The sequence below is a fragment of the Bradyrhizobium sp. LjRoot220 genome (genome assembly GCF_964252915.1).
Lineage (GTDB): Bacteria > Pseudomonadota > Alphaproteobacteria > Rhizobiales > Xanthobacteraceae > Bradyrhizobium.
Window position 1 is genome coordinate 1 of the sequence record NZ_CAXUPS020000011.1, and the last position, 18,756, is coordinate 18,756.

General features: G+C 63.2%; 17 protein-coding genes. 5 read left to right on the forward strand and 12 right to left on the reverse strand.

Annotated elements, in window-relative coordinates:
* Positions 1-118: 118 nt before the first annotated feature.
* The 4 genes from tcuB to ACSQ84_RS31500 form a co-directional block, all read right to left on the reverse strand.
* A complete protein-coding gene (gene tcuB / locus ACSQ84_RS31485; RefSeq protein WP_436215630.1) occupies positions 119-1,225 on the reverse strand; it encodes a tricarballylate utilization 4Fe-4S protein TcuB in 1,107 nt (368 codons plus the stop codon).
* Positions 1,226-1,255: 30 nt separating this feature from the next.
* Positions 1,256-2,284: an esterase gene (locus tag ACSQ84_RS31490; protein WP_436215631.1), complete on the reverse strand. Its 1,029-nt coding sequence runs from the start codon at positions 2,282-2,284 to the stop codon at positions 1,256-1,258.
* 216 nt (positions 2,285-2,500) lie between these two features.
* Positions 2,501-3,901, reverse strand: coding sequence for an FAD-dependent tricarballylate dehydrogenase TcuA (tcuA, locus tag ACSQ84_RS31495; RefSeq protein WP_436215632.1), 1,401 nt, complete (start codon positions 3,899-3,901; stop codon positions 2,501-2,503).
* Between the two features lie 93 nt (positions 3,902-3,994).
* Complete coding sequence (locus ACSQ84_RS31500) at positions 3,995-4,894, reverse strand: transcriptional regulator GcvA (protein WP_436215633.1); 900 nt, start codon at positions 4,892-4,894, stop codon at positions 3,995-3,997.
* 117 nt (positions 4,895-5,011) lie between these two features.
* Here ACSQ84_RS31500 and ACSQ84_RS31505 point away from each other — a divergent pair, with 117 nt between their 5' ends.
* Positions 5,012-5,215: a DUF1127 domain-containing protein gene (locus ACSQ84_RS31505; protein WP_436215634.1), complete on the forward strand. Its 204-nt coding sequence runs from the start codon at positions 5,012-5,014 to the stop codon at positions 5,213-5,215.
* Between the two features lie 66 nt (positions 5,216-5,281).
* On the forward strand, positions 5,282-5,899 hold the full coding sequence (locus tag ACSQ84_RS31510) for an N-acetyltransferase family protein (RefSeq protein ID WP_436215635.1): 618 nt from the start codon (positions 5,282-5,284) through the stop codon (positions 5,897-5,899).
* Between the two features lie 71 nt (positions 5,900-5,970).
* Here the strand turns inward: ACSQ84_RS31510 and ACSQ84_RS31515 are convergent, their stop codons facing one another.
* From ACSQ84_RS31515 to ACSQ84_RS31525, 3 genes are all read right to left on the reverse strand, one after another.
* Positions 5,971-6,801: an enoyl-CoA hydratase gene (locus ACSQ84_RS31515; RefSeq protein WP_436215636.1), complete on the reverse strand. Its 831-nt coding sequence runs from the start codon at positions 6,799-6,801 to the stop codon at positions 5,971-5,973.
* Positions 6,802-6,935: 134 nt separating this feature from the next.
* A complete protein-coding gene (locus ACSQ84_RS31520; RefSeq protein ID WP_436215637.1) occupies positions 6,936-7,637 on the reverse strand; it encodes an SDR family NAD(P)-dependent oxidoreductase in 702 nt (233 codons plus the stop codon).
* A gap of 119 nt (positions 7,638-7,756) precedes the next feature.
* Positions 7,757-8,755 (reverse strand): glutathione S-transferase family protein, encoded by a 999-nt coding sequence (locus tag ACSQ84_RS31525; RefSeq protein ID WP_436215638.1) that lies wholly within the window; start codon positions 8,753-8,755, stop codon positions 7,757-7,759.
* Between the two features lie 91 nt (positions 8,756-8,846).
* On the opposite strand from ACSQ84_RS31525, the gene ACSQ84_RS31530 reads away from it, so the two are divergent.
* Positions 8,847-10,631 carry an acyl-CoA dehydrogenase family protein gene (locus ACSQ84_RS31530; RefSeq protein WP_436215639.1) on the forward strand — a complete coding sequence of 595 codons (1,785 nt, stop codon included), beginning with the start codon at positions 8,847-8,849 and terminating at the stop codon, positions 10,629-10,631.
* 42 nt (positions 10,632-10,673) lie between these two features.
* Positions 10,674-11,762, forward strand: coding sequence for a Zn-dependent alcohol dehydrogenase (locus tag ACSQ84_RS31535; RefSeq protein ID WP_436215640.1), 1,089 nt, complete (start codon positions 10,674-10,676; stop codon positions 11,760-11,762).
* A 145-nt stretch (positions 11,763-11,907) separates the two neighbouring features.
* On the opposite strand, the gene ACSQ84_RS31540 is transcribed toward ACSQ84_RS31535, so the two are convergent.
* Both ACSQ84_RS31540 and ACSQ84_RS31545 read right to left on the reverse strand, forming a co-directional pair.
* Positions 11,908-12,261, reverse strand: a complete 354-nt coding sequence (locus ACSQ84_RS31540; protein ID WP_436215641.1) for a nuclear transport factor 2 family protein — start codon at positions 12,259-12,261, stop codon at positions 11,908-11,910.
* A gap of 152 nt (positions 12,262-12,413) precedes the next feature.
* Positions 12,414-13,886 carry an amidase gene (locus ACSQ84_RS31545; RefSeq protein WP_436215642.1) on the reverse strand — a complete coding sequence of 491 codons (1,473 nt, stop codon included), beginning with the start codon at positions 13,884-13,886 and terminating at the stop codon, positions 12,414-12,416.
* Positions 13,887-14,079: 193 nt separating this feature from the next.
* Here ACSQ84_RS31545 and ACSQ84_RS31550 point away from each other — a divergent pair, with 193 nt between their 5' ends.
* Entirely contained in the window at positions 14,080-14,646 is a 567-nt protein-coding gene (locus tag ACSQ84_RS31550; RefSeq protein WP_436215643.1) for a GNAT family N-acetyltransferase, read from the forward strand.
* 2 nt (positions 14,647-14,648) lie between these two features.
* Here ACSQ84_RS31550 and mbfA read toward each other — a convergent pair whose 3' ends face one another.
* The 3 genes from mbfA to ACSQ84_RS31565 all read right to left on the reverse strand — a co-directional run bounded on the left by mbfA (position 14,649) and on the right by ACSQ84_RS31565 (position 18,616).
* A complete protein-coding gene (gene mbfA, locus ACSQ84_RS31555; protein ID WP_436215644.1) occupies positions 14,649-15,620 on the reverse strand; it encodes an iron exporter MbfA in 972 nt (323 codons plus the stop codon).
* Positions 15,621-15,706: 86 nt separating this feature from the next.
* Entirely contained in the window at positions 15,707-16,858 is a 1,152-nt protein-coding gene (locus ACSQ84_RS31560) for an alpha/beta fold hydrolase (protein ID WP_436215645.1), read from the reverse strand.
* A 213-nt stretch (positions 16,859-17,071) separates the two neighbouring features.
* The gene (locus ACSQ84_RS31565) at positions 17,072-18,616 is read right to left on the reverse strand and encodes an acyl-CoA synthetase (RefSeq protein WP_436215646.1); all 1,545 of its coding nucleotides are present in this window, start codon (positions 18,614-18,616) and stop codon (positions 17,072-17,074) included.
* Positions 18,617-18,756: the final 140 nt, after the last annotated feature.

Below are 18,756 nucleotides of genomic sequence, written 5' to 3' on the forward strand. Positions count from 1 at the left end.
GCGGCTCCTCGGTAAGAGCGCTGGCGTCAGAGACCTTCCTCAACAATGAGCGCCGCGGCGTATGGGTCCCTGCGTTCGCAGGGACGACGAGTGGAGAGATGGCACGAAATGACGAAAGTCAAACATGCCCCATCATTCGCCGCTCGCGCGCATAGCGCACCAAAGCCACGAACCGATAAATCCCGTGCACGAATTTTCCATAAGGCATGGTGATGAAGAGCGAGAACACCACGCCGAGATGCAGCGCCAGCAGCGGTCCCATCGCCGGCGTTGCGCGCAGCAACAACAGCGCCATGCCGGTCAGGCTGGTCAGGAATAGCATGACGATAAAAGCGACGTCCATGCCGAGGCGTTTTTCATCGACCAGGTCGGGATCGCGCTTCCATTTTTCGAGCAGCAGTCCCACCGGCCCGATCAACAGCCCGATGCCGCCGAGCGTGCCCAGCACGACCGGCAGGTCCCACCACGGGTAGGGCGCCTGACGCGCCAGGAAATAATGATACAGCGTCGCAACGCTGGTCGAAGCAAAGCACAGCCCAAAGCCGTAGAAGGTGAGGTGGTGATAGATCCTGCGGCGGTCGGTCGGGCGATCATCCTCGTTGAAGCAGCCGACCCCGCCGCCGTCGAGATAGCGCAGTTCGCCGGCGTCGCGGATCGCCTGCAGGATCGAGCCCGCGTCGGTGCGCATGCCGGCAGGCTCGCCGATATCGCGCCAGAACGCGCGCACGCCCATCACCAGCGCCACGATCGCGTAGAGGAATGCGGCGCCGAACAGCGCCGCCATCGCGTTATGCGGCATCAGTTTGTAGAACGCGCCCGGCCCGGTATGGACGCCGAACAGAATTTGCCGGTCGTGGAAGGCGGCAAAGCCGAAGATGAAGGCGGCGACGCTGAGCGCGGCAACGATGCTGATCACGAGGCCGTTGCGCGCGAAGGCGCCGGCAAAGGCGCGGGGCCAGACGTAGGCGGCATAGGAATCGCTCCGCGCAATCGCGAGCGTCTGCGGCACATTGACGTTGAATTCATGCGGCGGCGAGAACTGGCAATCGGTGTAGCAGGCGCCGCAGCCGTGGCAGAGGTTGGCGAGATAGTTCAGATCGCCGTCGGAAAACGCGCGGCGCATTTCCATCGCCGGAAACACCGCGCAAAGCCCCTCGCAATAGCGGCAGGAATTGCAGACCGTCATCAGGCGGTCGGCCTCCTCCAGGATTTTCGTTCCGTGCATTGCGCGGTGCTCTCTTCGTTCGACGGCGGCTTACTTGGTCAGGCCTTTGCCTTCCAGCCATTGCTGGATCAGGGCGGCGACCTCGGCGTTGTTCCTGTCCATCATCACCATGTGCGAATTGCCCTTGATGCCGGCGGCGGGCAGGTCGACGACATCGACGCTGCCGCCGGCGGCCTTGATGGCGTCGGCAAAGGCAATGCCGGTGGCGCGGATCTTCGGCCAGCGGGAATCGCGCTCGATGTAATCGCCATAGACGATCAGCGTCGGAATGTTCTTGAGCGCATCGATCTTGGCGGGATCGCCTACGCCGGCGGGCTCGATCGCGATCAGCGCCTTGACCTTGTCGGGACGCGCCTGCGCCACCTTGAAGCCGAAACTGCCGGCCTGGCTGTGGAACAGGATGATGGAGGGGCCGACGCGGTCGATCTCGGCGATATAGCCGGCGATGATCGCATCATCCGTGGTGGTCCAGCGCGGCACGCTCTGCTTGACGAAATTTTCGTAGCCATCGTTCGGAAACTGGCTGCCCGGCATCAGTTTCCGCTTGGCGGGATCGGGATTGTAGGAGTTAGGCCCGTCGCCGATGCGAAAGCGCTCGAACGGATTGGCGGTGGTGAGGAACACCGGCTCGCTCTTGAAGATATCGGGATATTGCGCCCAGCCGGCGCGGCCGCGTTCCACCGCGTCGGAATTGTAGACGGCCCAGCCCTTGCGCAGGAAGTAATTCAACCAGCCCTCGCGTCCGTCCGGCGTGGTCTCGTAGGTGACGCCGGTGAGGCCGCCGCCGTGCCACATCAACAGCGGATAGGCGCCCTTCTCAACGGCGGGCAGGAAATACTGCACGTACATCTGCTCGACCTGGTAGGTGCCGTTCGGATCGACCTTTGCCGGCACGCCGCCCGGCGTGAACGTCATTTCCTTGACCGGCTTGCCGGAGATTTCAACCAGCCGCCCGCCGACATGAAACGAGCCCATGTCGCGCAACGCGATCGGCTCGGCGGCGGTGGCCAGCGTCGCGCTCATCAGAACTGCTGCAGCAGCAATTGCAAATCGAGGCATGATCCCTCCCTAATCTGTTTTCTCCCGCTCCCCGCACTTCGCGGGGTCGAGACGAGCGAAGCTCGCTCTTGGAGGGTTGGGGTGAGGGGCTGTCTCCGCAGACCGTGCCCGCGGAGAGTCCCCCTCACCCGGATTTGCGCGAAGCGCAAATCCGACCTCTCGGAGCGAGCTATGCTCGTCTCGTCCCCGCAAGCGGGGCGAGGTAAGAGCGTTCGCCTAATTCCTCGCACTCTTCGCCGCTTCCCGTCCCGCCACCCGTCCGAACACGCTGCCGATGGTCATGCCGATGCCGGCCGCGTAGCCCTTGCCGAGCACGTTGCCGGCCATGATCTCGCCGGCGGCGAACATGTTGGCGGAAGGCTTGCCGTCCTTCATCACCATGCGCGACTGCTTGTTCACGCGGGTGCCGAGATAGGTAAAGGTAATGCCGGGCCGCACCGGATAGGCGAGGTACGGCGCGTGCTCGATCTTGCGCGCCCAATGCGTCTTCGCCGGTGTGATGCCTTCGGTGCGGCAATCATCGAGAATGGTGTGATCGAACGTGCCGGGCTGCACCGCGGCGTTGAAATCGATGATGGTCTTCTCCAGCGCGGCCGGATCGAGTTCGAGCTTGGTGGCGAGCTCAGCAACGGTGCCGCCCGCGATCGGCGGGAACAGCGTCGGCATGAAGCTGGTGACCACGGACGAATCGAAAATGATGTAGGCGATCTGGTCGGGCTGGGCCGCCACCAGCCGGCCCCAGATCGCATAGCGCTTCGGCCAGATATCCTCGCCCTCGTCGTAGAATCGCTCGGCGTGCTTGTTGACGACGATGCCGAACACCACCGAGTCGTGCCGGGTGATGATGCCGCCGTCGAATTTCGGCGCGCGGGCGTCGATCGCGACCGCATGGCATTGCGTGGGATCGCCGATATCCTGCACGCCCTTGGCCAGCAGCATCTTCAGAATCGAGCCGCGGTTATAGGGCGTGCCGCGGATCAGGAAATTGTCGGCCGCCTCGCCCCAATATTCCTTCAGCCATTCGATGTTGGCCTCAAACCCGCCGGCCGCGGCAACCAGCGTCGAGGCACGGATTTCCGTCACCCCATCGGCCGGCTGCTTCAGGTGAGCTGCCAGAAACATGCCGTCCTCGATGTGGAGGTCGGTAACCTCGGCGTCATAGATAATCTGGACGCCGAGGTTCTCGGCGGTCAGATACAGCGCGTTCAGCATCGCCCTGCCGCCGCCGAGGAAGAACGAATTGGTGCGGCCGAGGCTGAGCGTGCCGCCGAGCGACGGCTGCCAGCGCACGCCCTGTTCGACAATCCAGTTCAGGATGTCCTTGGACTCGCTGATCATGAATTTGGCCAGATCTTCGTCGGTCTGGCCGCCGGTCACGAGCAACAGATCCTGCCAGAATTCCTCCTCGGTGTAGGGCCCGGTCAGGATGTCGGTCGCGGCATCATGGGCGCAGCGCATGTTGCGGGTGTGGCGGGTATTGCCGCCGCGGTAGAATTTCGGCGCGCCCTCCAGCACCAGCACCGAGGCGCCGGATCTCCGGGCGCTGATCGCGGCGCACAAAGCGGCGTTGCCGCCGCCGATCACCAGAACGTCGAACCTGCGCTTCAAATCCACCATGCGCTCTTGTTATCGTTGTTTGCATGGAAATCAAATTGGCGCGGCAGCATTCATGCGACGATGTCGGACGCGCCGCGTATTCTGGAATACCTGCTATGGTTTGCTCTGCACCGATCCGATCAACCATTGCCGGAACGCGGAAAGCTTTGGCGGGTCCGTTCGTCCCGCGGGCGAGACCAGATAGAATCCGGCGTCGGTCGGCAGCGTGATCTTGAACGGCACGACGAGGCGGCCCCTGGCGATGTCCTCCTGCACATAGGCGGTGCGGCCCATCGCGACGCCGAGGCCGTCGATCGCAGCCTGCACCGTCATGAAGATGAGATCGAAGGTCACGCCCGGCTGTTTGGAAAAATCCGCCGGCAGGCCGGCCGCGGTCAGCCACAGCCGCCAGTCGTCGCTGTTGACGTTGCTGGTATGCAGCAGCACGTGGTCCCTGAGGTCTTCCGGGCATTTCAGCGGCTTGCTTCCCTGCAGCAGTTCCGGGCTGCACACCGGAAACAGTTCGTCCGCCATCAGCCAGTCGGCGCGCAGGCCCGCCCACTGGCCGCGGCCATAGCGGATCGCGGCATCGACATTGTCGCGCTGGAAGTCGACCAGACTGGTCGAGGTGGTGATGCGCACATCGATGCCGGAATGGGCCTCCTGGAACGCGGCAAGGCGCGGCAGCAGCCATTTGGCGGCGAGCGAGGCCAGCGTGGAGACCGTCAGCACATGATCGTCGTCCTTGCGCAGCAGGCGATCGGTGGCGAGCCGCAAATCGTTGAAGGCGGCGCGGATGCCGGGGAGGTAATCCTCCGCCTGCGGCGTCAGCGTCAGCGCGCGGTTCTGGCGCACGAACAGGCGGACGCCGAGCTCTTCTTCCAGTCGCTTGATCTGATGGCTGATCGCGGTCTGCGTGACGTTCAGCTCGGCCGCGGCCTGCGTGAAACTCAGATGCCGGGCGGCGGCCTCGAAGGCGCGCAATCCATTCAGCGACGGCAGCCTGGCGGTCATGGCAGACAATTCCCAGTTATATGAGTTTTTATCATCCGAAGCGGTACAAAGTGTCGTTTGTGAAAGGCCCTGGGAGCGCAGATATTAGCCTCAACAGATTAGAGATAGGAGCTTCAAATGTCTACTTTCACGCATGAATCGATGATAAATCATCATGGACAGGGTTTTTTCAGTCAAGTCGCCGAGCTGTTCCATGTCTGGCGCCAGCGCGCCGCGGCTCGCCGGGAACTGGCCAACTGGTCCGACCGGGAACTCCACGACATCGGCGTTTCCCACGGCCAGGCCGTCTATGAAGCCTCAAAACCGTTTTGGCGGGCCTAACCTAAGGGCAGCCAAGGCCGGCGTCGCCTCATCAGGGGGACGCCGGCCATTTTTCGGGAGCGCGCGATGACCGCCCTGCGTTTCGGCGACCTCAGGCAATATTCGGACGTGCTGCGTTCGCGCGGCGGCCATGCCGTGACCGTGCGTTTCGTCGAGCCGCGCGACGCCGAGGCATTGCAGAACTACTTCCGTTCGCTGACGGCCCGCTCCCGCCACAACCGCTTCCTCGGCGCCACCAGCGAACTGCCGGCGTCGCAGCTCGAGCAATTCATCCATATCGGCGCGGCCGACCGTTTCAGCGTGGTCGCGACCATGCTGGTCGATGGCCACGAGATCATCGTCGGCGAAGCCCGTTACGCGTTCGAGGACGGCAGCATCGAATTCGGCCTGTCGATCGACGATCGCTGGCAGGGCCATGGCATCGGCAAGGCGCTCTTGAAGAATCTCGAATGCCGCGCCGCCTCGTTCGGAGCTGACCGTCTGTTCGGCGATACGCTGCGTTCCAACGAGGCCATGATCGGGCTCGCCCGCAAATCCGGCTACGCCTTCATGCCGACCCCCGGCGACTGGAGGCTGGTGCGATTTGCAAAGCATATCGACGTCGAACCGCAAGACATCCCCTGCGCAAGCCGGCGGCTCGCCGCCCTCTCCCGCCAGGCCACCATGTCCTCGGTTGCGGTTTGACGAAACTAGGCCCGGTTCTGGCTAACCAGAACCGGGCTATTTTTATGTTTGCGATCCCCAACCGGCGCCGCTCAGCCGCCCCTGAACACCGGCTGGCGCTTCTCGATGAAGGCCTGCACGGCCTCCTTGTGATCCGCGGTCAGCTGGGTGCGGATCATGCGCTCGGCCTCATGGTCGCGCGCGGTGGCGAAGTCGAACATCAGGGCTTCGTCGAGATTGTCCTTCATGTAGCGGATCGCGATCGTCGGACCTTCCGCGATCGATTTGGCGAGCGCAAAGGCTTCCGCCTGCAGCCTGTCGTCCGGGACCACGCGATTGACCAAGCCGATGGCCTCGCATCTGGCGGCATCGACCCGCTCGCAGGTGAACATCAATTCGCGCGCCCGCGCGGTGCCGACCAGGCGCGTCAGCAGCCAGGCGATGCCATAGTCGCCGCTCAGGCCGACCTTGAGATAGCCGGTGGAAAGGAATGCCGATTGCGCCGCGATGCGGATATCGCAGGCCATCGCGAGCGCGAGGCCGGCGCCGACCGCGGGGCCGGGGAGGGCGGCAATGGTCGGCTTGCGCACCGAGACCAAGGAGCCGGTCAGCAGGCGTTGCCGTTCCTGCAAATCGGCGACCCGCTCGTCATGCGACATTTCGAGCTTCGCCTTGTCGCGATTGGCGCCCATGCCCTTGACGTTGCCGCCGGCGCAAAATGCGGTGCCGGCGCCGGTAATCAAGAGCGCGCCGACTTCCGGATTCTCGCCGCAGGTCCTGATCATGTTGCGCAGCGCCGGCGTCAAATTATCCGACATCGCGTTGCGGGCCTCAGGCCGGTTCAGCGTGATGATGGCGACGCGGTCGCGGATCACGCACAGCAATTCATTGGTGCCGGTGTCGATGGTGATTTCGGTGGCCATTTCGTTCCCCTTGCCCTGTTCTTGGTTCGTAGGGTGGGCAAAGGCGCGCTTCGCGCAGTGCCCACCAATTTCTCGTCTAGCGGAGGGATTGGTTGGTGGGCACGCTTCGCTTTGCCCACCCTACGGCCCCTCGTTCAAAACTTCTCGACCCACGGCCGCACTTCCAGCTCCCAGGTCCAGGCGCTGCGCGGCTGTTGCAGCACGCTCCAATAGCTCAGCGCAATGGCATCGGGGTCGAGCATCGAATCCGGCCGGTCGGCGGGCTCGGTGCGCGCGGCGCTGCGGATGCCGCCGTCGATGACGAAATGCGCGACGTGAATGCCCTGCGGCGACAATTCGCGCGCCATGCTCTGGGCGAGGCCGCGCAGCGCGAACTTGCCCATCGCGAACGGTGCCGACTGGGCATAGCCCTTGACGCTGGCGGAGGCGCCGGTGAACAGGATCGCGCCATGTTTGTTGGGCAGCATGCGCGTCGCCGCCTGCTGCGCCACCAGGAAGCCGCCGAAGGCGCTGACCGCAATCGCGTTGGCGACATCGGCCGGCACCAGATCCGTGAAGGGACCGCGCGCGCGTCCGCTGGCGTTATAGACGACGAGATCGGGCGTTGCGATCTCGCGCTCGACCTGGCCGAACAGCCGCTCGACGTCGTCGGCGTTGGTTGCATCGCAGGCATAGGCGCGGGCGCCGGTCTCGGCGCACAGCGCGCCGAGCTTTTCGATTTTGCGGGCGGCCAGCGCGACGCGGATTTTTTCGCGGGCGAACAACCGCGCCAGCGACGCGCTCAATCCCTCGCCGGCGCCGACGATCAGGGCGGTCTTGTAGGTTGGCGTCTGCATGGGCGCGCTCCTCGTATGGCCGGGTACCTATAGCGTTTTCAAGCGAAGTGGTTACCGGTTCGCGTGAAGAAAACGCGTCAAACAGAAGACTTGGTTCTGATTCAATCAGAACCAAGTATCTAGGCGCGCAATCCTGCAAGACAACCTGCCGCGGCCAGAACCAGGTCGAGATCCTTCTTGTCGGCGATCTCGGCATATTTGGCGCGCAGCATGCCGAGCGAGCGGGCATGATATTTCTGCGGCTTCTGGGTCCAGACCTCATCGCCCAGCGTGACGCTGAATTCGTCCTTGCCATCCCTGAGCGCGGTCTCGTTGGCGAGCGTCCACGGCCAGAATTGCCGCCCCACCTGTTTGGTCAGGATCGGCATCAGGGTCGGCGCCAACGATGTCCAGGATTCGAACGCGCCTTCGGCCCTTGGCCACAGCATGCGGTGTATCCAATCCAACACGTTCGGCGCGCGGCCGCCGATCAGGGCGCCGACGGTCGGATCAGTCCACATCTCATAAAACTGCCCCCAGAGACCGAAATCGCCATACGCAGGTCGCGCGCCAAACAAATAGGGACGCGCGGCGAGGTGGGCGTCCAGCAGACCGAGCATGTCCTGCAGGCCGGCTTCGATCAGCGGTGCCGTCATCGCGTTCGAGCCCACGAACCAGACCCGGTCAACCATGCGCGCGGCAACCTGCGCTGCGAGCGCCTCGTGCTGCTCTTCGCTCGCCGTTGGCGCACGCATCCGCGCGATGCGTCCGGCCGAGGAAATCTGGTCGACATCCCGCGCCCAGCGGTAATGGAACATCCATTTGTTGCCCCATTCGTCGCCGAACTCCTCGATCAATACCGAGATGAACCGCGCGACCGGGTCGGTGGGATGGATCGACGGCTCCGGGTGAAGTTTTTCGACCTGGTCGATGATCGGGGTGGAATCCTGGATGCCAGTTCCGTCAGGCGAAATCACCAGCGGGATGATCGGCATTTTCGCATGCTTCTCGAATTCCGCCTGGCTTGCCGCATTGCGCAAAATCCAGCTGTGCGGAATTCCCTTGTAGCGGAAATAGGCGCGTACTTTCACCGAGTAGGGCGACATCTCGGCGCCGATGATGCGATATCCGTCCGCCATGGGGTGATCCTCCAATTATGCTTGTTGACGGCTTGATCGCCTGCGTTATCGGTAGATGATCAAGATCGGGCGGAACGAACAAGAGATAAATATGCAGCAGCCTCTCACGCATGATCGCAGTATGGCTTTGGCCGACAAGCCGGGATTGCTTGCGCCGGACACAACCGGAATGAATTTCTACCGGGCCGATCCGGCGCTGACGGATCTGCTGCGGCTGCATCTGCCGGAGCCGCTGTTTCGCCATATCGAACCGCATCTCGACCGGCTTGGCGAACTCGCGGGCGGGCATCTCGACGAATGTGCGCGGCTGGCCGATCGTCATACGCCGGTGCTGCACCAGCGTGATCGCTTTGGCCGCGATTCCCAATACATCGAATATCACCCGGCCTATCGCGAATTGGAGAAGGCCGCGTTCGGCGAGTTCGGCATTCACGCGATGTCGATCCGCAAGGGCATCATGGGCTGGCCGGACAAATATCCAGTTGTCGCCAAGCACGCCTTTACGTTCCTGTTCAATCAAGCCGAGTTCGGTTTGGGTTGTCCGATCAACGTCACCGACGGCTGCGCCAAGCTCTTGAACAATTTCGGCAGCGAGGCGCTGAAGGCGCGATACCTCGACGGCTTGACCCAGACCGACATGAGCAAGCTGACCCAGGGCGGTCAATTCATGACCGAAAAAGAAGGCGGCTCCGACGTCGGCACGCTGACCACTAGCGCCGTGCAGGAAGGCGATCACTGGCGGCTGCATGGCGAGAAGTGGTTCTGCTCCAATGCCGACGCCGAAGTGGTGATGCTGCTGGCGCGCCCGGAAGGCGCGGGGCCGGGTACGCGCGGCGTTGGTCTCTTTTTGATGCCGCGGCGGCTCGAGGACGGCTCGCAAAATCACTATCGGATCGTTCGCCTCAAGGACAAGCTCGGCACCCGCTCGATGGCCTCGGGCGAGATCAAGCTGGAGGGCGCGATCGCCTACGCTGTCGGCAAGCTCGATCGCGGCTTTGTGCAAATGGCCGAGATGGTCAATTCCTCGCGGCTCTCCAACGGCGTCAAATCCACCGCGCTGATGCGGCGCGCCTGTCATGACGCGATGACGGTGGCGCGAAATCGCGTGGTGTTCGGCCAGCGCATCATCGACCTGCCGCTGGCGCGGCGGCAGTTGATGAAGATCATGCTGCCGACCGAACAGGCTTTGTCGATGAGCTTCCTCACCGCCGACGCGCTCGACCGCGCCGAGGCCGGCAGCCAGGACGCGGCGGCGTTGTTGCGCATCCTGACGCCGACGCTGAAATTTCGTGCCACCCGCGATGCCCGAAAGGTCTGCGGCGACGCGCTCGAGATGCGCGGCGGTATCGGCTACATCGAGGAGTTCGCGACCGCGCGGCTGCTGCGCGACGCGCATCTCGGATCGATCTGGGAGGGCACCGGCAACATCGTCGCGATCGATGCGCTGAAGCGCGCGGTCGGCCGCCATGGCGCGGATGCTGCGCTCGCGGCCGATCTGCATGCCCGCCTCGACGACAGCTCCAATGTGCCGCAGGCCTGGCGCAACCGTTTGCGCGATTTGGCCGACCGCGCCATCGGCTTTGCCCGTGAGGTCGCCAGCAAGTCCGACAATGAGGGCGATGCGCGGCGCGCCACCAGCCTGCTTTATCATGTCGCCAGCGCCGTCGCGCTGACATGGGAAGGCGGCCGTATCCACGAGATGCGCGGCGACGCCAGGCGGCTGTTGCTCTCGCGCATGGTGATCGATCACCGGGTGGCCGCGCCGGATCCGTTCCGGTTGACGGAAAATGCCACGCAGCGCGCCATCACGGAGCATCTGCTCAGCGAGCGCGCGGTTGATATGGCCGAGGTTGGCGAACTGCTCGTCGCAGCGTAGGCTGCGGTCCACGTTCAATAATAACAATCAAGGGAGTCGAAGATGAAGGCCGCCGTCCTGCATGAAGTCAACCAGCCGCTCGTGATCGAGGATGTCAGCGTGCCGAATCCCGGCCCGCGCGAAGTTCTGATCCGCACGCGCGTCGCCGGCCTCTGTCATTCCGATTTGCATTTCATGGAAGGGCTTTATCCGCATCCGCTGCCTGCGGTGCTCGGTCATGAATCGGCGGGCGTGGTCGAGAAAGTCGGCTCCGATGTGACCTATGTGAAGGCCGGCGATCATGTCGTGACATGTTTGTCGGTGTTCTGCGGCACCTGCGATAACTGCACCACCGGCCGCACGGTGCTGTGCACCGACACGACCGTGAAGATGCTGCCCGGCGTGTCCAACCGGCTGTCCTGGGCGCGTTCGGAGAAACTCAACCAGTTCCTCAATCTGTCCTCGTTCGCCGAGCAGATGCTGGTGCACGAAAATGCCATCGTCAAAATCCGCAATGATATGCCGCTTGAACTCGCCGCGCTGATCGGCTGCGGCGTCATCACGGGTTACGGCGCTGTCGTGAACACCGCCAAGGTCACCGCCGGCGAAACCGTCGCGGTGATCGGCTGCGGCGGCGTCGGCATGGCCGCAATCAACGGCGCCGCGATTGCCGGCGCGGGCCGCATCATCGCGATCGACACCAATCCGGCCAAGCTGCAACTGGCGACCAAGCTCGGTGCGACCGACATTGTCGATCCCCGCAACGGCGATGTCGTGCAGCAGGTGCGCGAACTCACCAAGGGCGGCGTCAACCATTCGTTCGAAGTGCTGGGCCGCAAGGAGACCGCGGAGCAGTCCTTTGCGATGCTGGCCGCGGGCGGCACCGCGACCATCGTCGGCATGATCCCGTTCGGCCAGAAGATCGAGTTGCACGGCTTCGACTTCCTGCGCGAGCGCCGGATCCAGGGCTCCTCGATGGGCTCCAACCATTTCCGCGTCGACATGCCCCGCCTGGTCGAGTTCTACATGCGCGGCAAGCTGCATCTGGAGGACTGGATTTCGGCCAAGCTGAAGCTGTCCGAGATTAACGAGGGTTTTGCGGCGATGAAGGCCGGCAAGACGGTGCGCAGTGTGATCATGTTTGATGCGTAGCATCCGTCGTCCCGGCCTTGAGCCGGGACCCATACGCCGCGGCCGGCGTGGTTAGACAAGGAAGATAACGACTAGCGCGTAAAACAATTTCAGCCGGCGGTTATGGGTCCCGGCTCAAGGCCGGGACGACGGTAGAGGTTTTGCATCACCGCGATACGTGCGCCGACACCGCCAGCCATCGCCCGTTCTGCTTCGCCCAGCAATCGGTATACCGCCCTTGGGCTTCCTGCCCATCCGCCGTCGTGTAGCGCGTCGCGGCGTGGATGATGGCGAAATCGCCGAGCACGCGGATTTTGACGTCTTCGGCGCGCAGATTGCGGATCGTCACCGGCACGGCGGTCTGCTTGAGGAACGCCGCGCGGTCGACCAGCGTCTTGTCGGGATTGGAGCAGTAGAAGTCCGGCGCCAGAATCTCGTCGAAGCGTTTGACGTCGGAGTTCTGCACCGAGGCGACATAGTCGCGGTTCAGGGCGGTGAGTTCTTCGATGTCGTTGCTCATGGGGCTTGGCTCCAATCTCTCTCCTCATGGTGAGGAGGCGCCCTTGCGCCGTCTCGAACCATGCGGCCGTGATGACTCATCCTTCGAGATGCGGCGAAGCCGCCGCTCCCTCGGTGAGCGCAAAGCGCTCATCCGGGGATGAGGCTTTATTGTCAATCATCAAACATCGGCGGCGGCTTGAACCCGCCGAACTCACGCTCGATCAGTTCAGCGAGTTTTAGCGGCGTGCGGTCTTCCAGCCAGGGGCCGACGATCTGCACGCCGACCGGCAATCCGTCCGGCGCGAAGCCGGTCGGGATCGCGGTGGAAGGCAGGCCGGGCAAGGTGGCGATGCCGGGCCATGCCAGTTGGTCCGGATAGACGTAATCCTTGCCGTCGATCTTGATGCGGCGCTGTTCCTGGTCAGCCAAGTGATCGTGCGGATAGGCCGGCGTCGGCATGATCGGGCAGATCACGGCGTCAAAAGTCTTGAACAACTCGCGCCATTGCGCCCGCAGCCGCGTGCGTCCGCCATCGGCCATCAGCCAGTCGCGATGGCTGAGCGCGATGCCGCGCAGCCGCTCGGCGCCGAGACTCATGTCGTCGGCCGGCAGCGACGCCGCCGCGGCTTGCGCGCCGGCATAGACCTCGGGCGCGAACGACGCCGCGAGGAACGACATCAGCATCCGCATATAAAGCCGGGACGATGCGGCGAAGTCGGGCAACAGCCGGCTTTGGCGCTCGACCTTGACTCCAGCCTTGACGAGATTGGCGGCCAGCGTTTCGAGCGTTCCGCGCACCACCGTGTCGGTCGGCATCAGCGGGTCGGTATCGATCAGCAGCACGCGAAAGTTCTTCAATTCGGTGTGGCGCGAGGCCGGCAGCTCAAGTCTGTAGCCCTTGCCGGCCTCGAACGGATCGGGTCCGGCCATCGCATCCAGCAATAGCGAGAGATCGGCCGCGCCGCGGGCCATCGGTCCGATCACGGAAAGATCGCGATTGGACGGCAGCGGCGGCAACGGCGGCGGCGTGTGGCCACGCATGGCCACGAGGTCGAAGGTCGGCTTGTGCGCATAGATGCCGCAGTGAAACGCCGGCACGCGCAAGGAGCCGCCGATATCGGAGCCGAGCGACAGCGCGCCGTAGCCGGCCGCAAGCGCCGCCGAGGATCCGCCGGACGAGCCGCCAGGCGTGCGGCCGAGATCGAAGGGATTATTGGTGGTGCCGTAGATCTCGTTGTAGCTTTGCCAGTCGCCGAGCCCGAGCGGCACGTTGGTCTTGCCGAGGATCACGCCGCCGGCGTCCTTGACGCGCGAAATCGGCAACGCATCTTCGGTTGGCTTGAAATCCTTTTGCGCCGGGATGCCCCAGGTCGTGGGCTGCCCCGCGATATTGAAGGACTCTTTCACCGTCATGGGGATGCCGAGCAGCGGCTTGCTGACGCCGCGCGCCAGTTCCGCATCGGCGGCACGCGCAGCGGCGAGGCCGCCCTCGAAATCGCGCACGCAGATCGCGTTGATCCTGGCATCGTGCCGCTCGATGCGGTCAATCGCGTCCTGCGCAAGTTCGACGGCGGAAACCTTCTTTGCAGCGAGTGCTGCCGACAATTCAACGGCGGTCTTGAAACTCCATTGCGACTTGGCCAAGGCTTGCTCCCGGTCTGTTCTTGATGATGCGGGGATGATGCTCAGTTTGGACCGATGCCGCAAGAGCAATAGCTGTACAGCGGCAGGGCGCGGCTTCTATTGGCAGCTATTGGCGCGCGCGCCGCTCGCGCTGTAGTCTCTCGATCAACCAGCCCGGAACGTCCGCAAAGCAAGATTAAACGGCGAGGAATCCATGCCACCGACCGCGAGCCGAAAATTTCCCGTGTTGTCCACCAGGCGTCTGACGCTGCGGGCGGCAACGTCAAAGGATGTTTTCGCGTTTCAGGCGCTGATGGCGGCTCCCGATGTAACCCGGTTCTCCAATTGGCCTGATGCTCCGTCCACAACGCAGGTCGAACGCTCCTTACGCTGGATATCCAAGCTGCACGGCTCCGGCAGGGGGTGTGGCTGGATCATCGAGATCAGCGGAACAAAGGCGATGGCCGGTGCGATCCGCTTCAATAGTTTCGAGAAGAAATGGCGGTGCGGCCAGATCGGCTACGAGTTGCATCCGGATTATTGGGGCAAGGGCCTGATGACGGAAGCGGTCAAGGCCGTTGTGGCGTGCGGTCATCAGACCTTCGCGCTCAATCGCATCGATGCCTGGACATTGCCAGGCAACGCCGCGTCGGACCGTGTGCTGGAAAAGTCGGGCTTTCGATATGAAGGCACGTTGCGGCAAAAGGCCTGGTTCAAGGGCGCGTTCCATGACTTTCGAATGTTTGGCCGGATCGCGGCAGATGCTGCGAATTCGAAATGAACCTACGACGCGCCGATCAGGATGCCGACACCAAGCACGATCACTCCGCCGAGTACGATCTGGAACGCGGCCCGCAGGAACGGCGTGTCCATGTATTTCGCGCGGATGAAGGCGATGGCCCATAGCTCGAAGAACACGACGACGCCCGCCGCCGCAGTTGCGATCCAGAATGCGTTCGGCCAGGAATCCGGCACCAGATAGGGCAAGGTGTGACCGAGGCCGCCGAGCGCGGTCATGATGCCGCTGGCCGCACCGCGCAGCCATGGCGAACCGCGCCCGCTCAGCGCGCCGTCATCCGACAACGCTTCGGCAAAACCCATGCTGATGCCGGCGCCGATCGAGGCGGCAAGGCCCACAAGAAACGTCTGCCAGTTCTGATGTGTCGCGAACGCGGCGGCGAACAGCGGCGCCAGCGTCGAGACCGATCCGTCCATCAAGCCGGCGAGCCCGGGCTGCACATACTGCAGCACGAACACGCGCCGCCGCGTCTTGTCTTCTTCCGCGCGCACGTCGGGGCTGAGGATCTGGTCGGTCAGCTTGACCGCGAGCTTCTCGTGGCCCTTTTCTTCCTCGGCGAGGTCGCCGAGCAAACGGCGCACGCCGACATCCTCGGCCTTCTCGGCGGCCTTGATGTAGAACTGCTCGGCCTGCAGCTCCATGGTCTCGACTTCCTTGCGGATGGTGTCGAGCGGTAGGTTCTTGGTCAGCCAGATCGGACGCCGCCTCAGGAATCCCTTGACGTCCTCGCGGCGGATCGGCGGCAGATGCGGGCCGAAACGCTGCTCGTATAGTTCGAGCAGCCGGTGGCGATGGCCCCGTTCTTCCTCCGCCATCTCCTCGAAAATCTTGGCCGAGTCAGGATAACGCTCGGCGAGGTCCTCCGCGAAACTCATATAGATGCGGCTGTCTTCTTCTTCGGAGGAGATCGCCACCGCCAGCACTTCGCGCTCGGTCAGATCGGCGAAATTCTTCACGGCACGACGCCTTTTACTAGTTTAGAATCATTCTAAACATAGTGCGGCGCGTTTCCTTGGTCAAATCGTTTGGCCGCCGCCTTTCGCTAGCTCGCCTTGGCGCCTCGCAGGAACTGCACCAGCGACCAGCTCACTTCCGAAGCCTGCTCCTGCTGCACCCAGTGGCCCGCGCCATCGATGAGATGGCAGCCGATCAAGTCAGTGCAGACCTTCGACTGCATCGCCTCGTACACGCCGGGGCGTTGATAGGTGCCCCAGTCCTGCTTGCCCGAGATAAAGGCAGAGCGCACGTCAATGGTGCGGCCTGACCAGGTCTGCAGTTCCGCCAGGAACGCGCCCGAGGTGCCGCAGCGATACCATTGCAGGGCGCCCTGGAATCCGGTGCGGGCATATTCGGCGCTGTAGAAGGCAAGGTCGCTGTCCGGCAGCCATTTATTCGCGGCGATCTCTCCTGCCGACGGCATTTCCTTCGCAACCGTTGCAGCCATGTCCTTGTCGAGCTCCATTACATAATAGGTCGGCAGTTTTGCGATTTCGCCCGCGGACCATGATTTGAGCGGATAAGGCTGGTTGTCTTTCCAGTCCGCGCTCTTGTGATGGTAGTAGGCGCGCAGGAAGTCATGCACGCCCTGCGGCGCGTCGTGCATGTCGTTGTTGGCCTCGCGCGTCGAATAGTACCATTGGTAATGCTTGCGTGGCCGCGGCAGCGCCGCCAGTTCACGATGGATGGGATCATCGGCTGCCGATTTGGCCGGGGCGTCTACCGTGTTGAATGGCAGCGACGGCGGTCCGCCAAACGGCGCGCTCATCATGACGACCGATCGAAACACGTCGGGCCGGATCAGTGCGCACCAGGCCGCGACCGACGAGCCGAAATCATGCCCGATCACAGCATCGACGCTCTTGTAGCCGAACGCCGACACTAGCCCGAGCGCGTCACGCACCAGATTGGTGAGCCGGAACGAGGCGAGATCGCCGTCATAATCGGCATCCCACCCGGTGGTTCGGCCATAGCCGCGCTGGTCCGGCGCGATCACGTGATAGCCGGCGGCGGCGAGAGTTGGCATCACCTTGCGCCAGCTGAAGGCGAGTTCGGGAAAGCCGTGCAGCAACAGCACGCAAGGCCGGCCGCGTGTCTCGAAGCCGGCTTCCAAAACATGCATGCGCAAGCCGTTGATGTTCTCGACGTAGCGCGAGCGGATGCCGGTGGGGAGAGGGATGTCGGGGAGGGCGGTCATGATGTTTCCTCGTCATGGCCGGACTTGTTCCGGCCATCCACGTTCTATGGCGACAGTTGTAAGGACGTGGCTGCCCGGGACAAGCCCGGGCATAACGAAAACACTTGCGGCATTCCGTAGGGTGGGCAAAGCGGAGCGTGCCCACCATCTAAAGCGATGTTTTGAGTGGTGGGCACGGCGCTGCGCGCCTTTGCCCACCCTACGATTCCTGCGTCACCCCTTCGCTGCCGCCTTCGGCCAATACCGATCCCGTAAATGCCGCTTCACCAGCTTGCCAGTCGGCGTGCGCGGCAGTTCGGCTTCGAAGTCGATGCTCTTCGGGCATTTAATCGGCGACAAATGCTTGCGGCAGAAAAGGATCAGCTCGGCCTCGAGCTCCTTGCCGGCCTTGGCCATGTCGTGCGGCTGCACCACGGCCTTGACCTCTTCGCCCATCTCCTCGTTCGGCACGCCAAACACCGCGACATCGGCGACACCGGGATGGGTGATCAGCACATCCTCGGTCTCCTGCGGGTAGATGTTCACGCCGCCGGAGATGATCATGTAGCTCTTGCGGTCGGTCAGATAGAGAAAGCCCTCGTCGTCGAGATAGCCGACATCGCCGAGCGTCGACCAGCCGCGGTCGTTGTAGGCCTTCTTCGTCTTCTCGGGATCGTTGTGATAGGCGAACACCGGCGCGTCGGCGAAATAGACCGTGCCGATTTGCCCGGTCGGTGCTTCCTGGTCGTTCTCATCCAGAATCTTGACCTTGCCGACCACTGCGCGGCCGACGGTGCCGCGATGGCTGAGCCATTGCTGCGAATTCGACACCGTGACGCCGTTGCCCTCGGAGCCCGCGTAGTACTCGATCAGGATCGGCCCCCACCACTCGATCATTTTTGCTTTCACATCGACCGGGCAGGGCGCAGCGGCATGGATCGCGCCCTTCAATGACGCGACGCTGTAGCGCGTGCGCACCTCTTCCGGCAGCTTTAGCATCCGCACAAACATGGTCGGCACCAGCTGCGACTGGGTCGCCTTGTGCTTCTCGACCAGTTTCAAGAATTCCTCGGCGTCGAAGGACTCCATGATCACTGAGGTGCCGCCGAGGATGGTCGCCATCATGTTGAAGCGCAAAGGGGCCGCATGATAGAGCGGCGCCGGCGACAAATAGATGCTGTCCGCGCCCATGCCGCACATGTCGGCGCAGAGAATTTTCAGGAACTGGTTGGGCACGTCGATCCTGTTGCCCTCGAACGCCTTCTTGATGCCTTTCGGCCGCCCGGTCGTGCCCGAAGAATACAGCATGTCGTAACCGGCGACCTCGTCTGCGATCGGCGTCGTCGGTTGCGCGATCGCTTCCTTGTCCCACGAGCGGAAACCTTGCTGCGGCTCGTCGACCATGAAGAATAGCGGTTCGCCGGGCTCGCCCTTGATCAAGCCTTGAACCTTCTCGGCGCATTTCGGCGTGGTGATGAAGACTTTCGCGCCGCAATCTTTGACGATGTAGGCGATCTCGTCCTCGGTCAGATAGCGGCTGATCGCCGTGTAATAGAGCCCTGCGCGCTGCGCGGCCCAGCAGATCTCCATGAACGCCAGGCGATTTTCCATCAGGAACGCGATGTGGTCGCCGGCCTTCAGACCCAGCGCGCGGAACAGATGCGCGCCCTGGTTCGAGAGCTCGTCAAGCTCGCGATAGCTGATGGCTTTTCCGGTGCCCGCCATTTGGTAGGCGATCTTGTTGGGCTGGATGCGGGCGTGAACGGTCGGGTGGGTCATGAGGGTCCTCAGCGGAAATCATCGTCGTCCCTGCGAACGCAGGGACCCATAACCACCGAACATGGTTTGGAAAATGAGCTGGAGCTCCAACTCAGCACAACCACGAACTTTTGTGGTTATGGGTCCCTGCGTTCGCAGGG